This window comes from Lactobacillus nasalidis, from assembly GCF_016587775.1.
Classification (GTDB): domain Bacteria; phylum Bacillota; class Bacilli; order Lactobacillales; family Lactobacillaceae; genus Lactobacillus; species Lactobacillus nasalidis.
This window is the reverse complement of sequence record NZ_BOCG01000410.1, coordinates 1-1,370: the sequence shown is the minus strand read 5'-3', so window position 1 is coordinate 1,370 and position 1,370 is coordinate 1. Positions and strand designations below refer to the sequence as shown.

Annotated in this window: 1 protein-coding gene and 1 pseudogene; both read left to right on the top strand. The window is 48.0% G+C overall.

Annotation, left to right across the window (positions count from 1 at the left end; genetic code table 11):
* Positions 1–418, top strand: a pseudogene (locus tag lacNas_RS07550) ((S)-2-hydroxy-acid oxidase); the annotation flags it as partial.
* 221 nt (positions 419–639) lie between these two features.
* Positions 640–1,236 (top strand): Rpn family recombination-promoting nuclease/putative transposase, encoded by a 597-nt coding sequence (locus tag lacNas_RS07545; RefSeq protein ID WP_201329993.1) that lies wholly within the window; start codon positions 640–642, stop codon positions 1,234–1,236.
* The last annotated feature ends 134 nt before the right edge of the window (positions 1,237–1,370 follow it).

Below are 1,370 nucleotides of genomic sequence, written 5' to 3'. Positions count from 1 at the left end.
CGACGGTGCTCCAGCAACCATTGACGTTTTGCCAGAAGTTGTTGAAGCCGTTAACGGCCGCTGCCCAGTCATCTTCGACGGTGGCGTCCGCCGCGGTTCCCACATCTTCAAGGCTCTGGCTTTGGGTGCCGACCTGGTCGGCATTGGCCGTCCTTACCTGTACGGCCTGGCTTTGGGTGGCCCTCACGGCGTTGCTTCAGTCATCAACGAATTGAATGACGAATTGAAGATCGACATGCAATTAACTGGCTGCAAGACTATTGAAGACGTTAAGCACGCCCGCTTGACTGACTTCCAATACGCTGGCGACACTAAGCCATCAAACACTGACCCGCGTGTTCGCAAGCCATACCCGGTTACTGCAGTCAACCAAATCAAGGATACTCCAGACGCAGCTACGGGTGCGTCACACCACTAGACTTTTGCAATTTGCTATTAAGCAGCGACTCTGTCGCTGCTTTTTTTTACAGGAAATCTGCATTTTTTAGAAAAAAACGGCGAAAAAAACGTACTAGTTCATGGAGGGCTTAAAACTTCTGAGAGAAAGAAAGAAAAGTTATAATATGATCAAAGATGATCATTTGGACCAGTACGAACCGATCGGCATTACTGACGACTTCATGTTTTTCGCGGTGATGAGTGTTAACTACTGACGAAGGGATCTGCACCCGGGTTTTGCAGGAACTGCTGCCGCAGCTCAAGATCAAAAAGCTGACGACCAAAGCCCAGTCCCAGATCAAGGGCGGCCGTGAAGACAAGGCTATCCGGCTGGCTATCCAGGCTTTTGACGAACAAGGACAGATCTACGACATCGAAATGCAGCTGTCGCGGGATTTCCAGCCTAAGCGCACCCATTACTATAAGGCTTTGGTCGATATGACCACTCTGCTGGCTGGGACGGACTATGATGATTTGCCGCCGATGTTCGTGATCATCTTTTCTCCCTTTGACCAGTTTGGCGACAAGGAGCGGGTTTCAGACTACATCGTATATTGTCCGAAAACGCACCGGGCACTTGACGATGGCACCCACGTCATCTACGTCAACTCAAAGGGAGTGAAAGGCGAAGTCAGCCAGGCCATGCAGAAGTTCTTGAACTTGATGAATGGCCAGGTGGATCGCAAGGATGCCTTGATCAATGACATCGCCGAAAAGATGGATTACTACAATCATGATCAAGAATGGAGCATAATACTAGTGGCGAAAAACGTACTTAATGTGTTTGATTATATGTAAGAGATAGCAGGTAGGTTTTAAGTTGAATTAGCGTAAGGAAAGCCAGAACTTTGCTTTAGGTTAGAGCGCAAATTTTAGTCATACTTCAGAAACATATGTTTGGGGATCTACAGGAATACGTGCTAAAATATTCC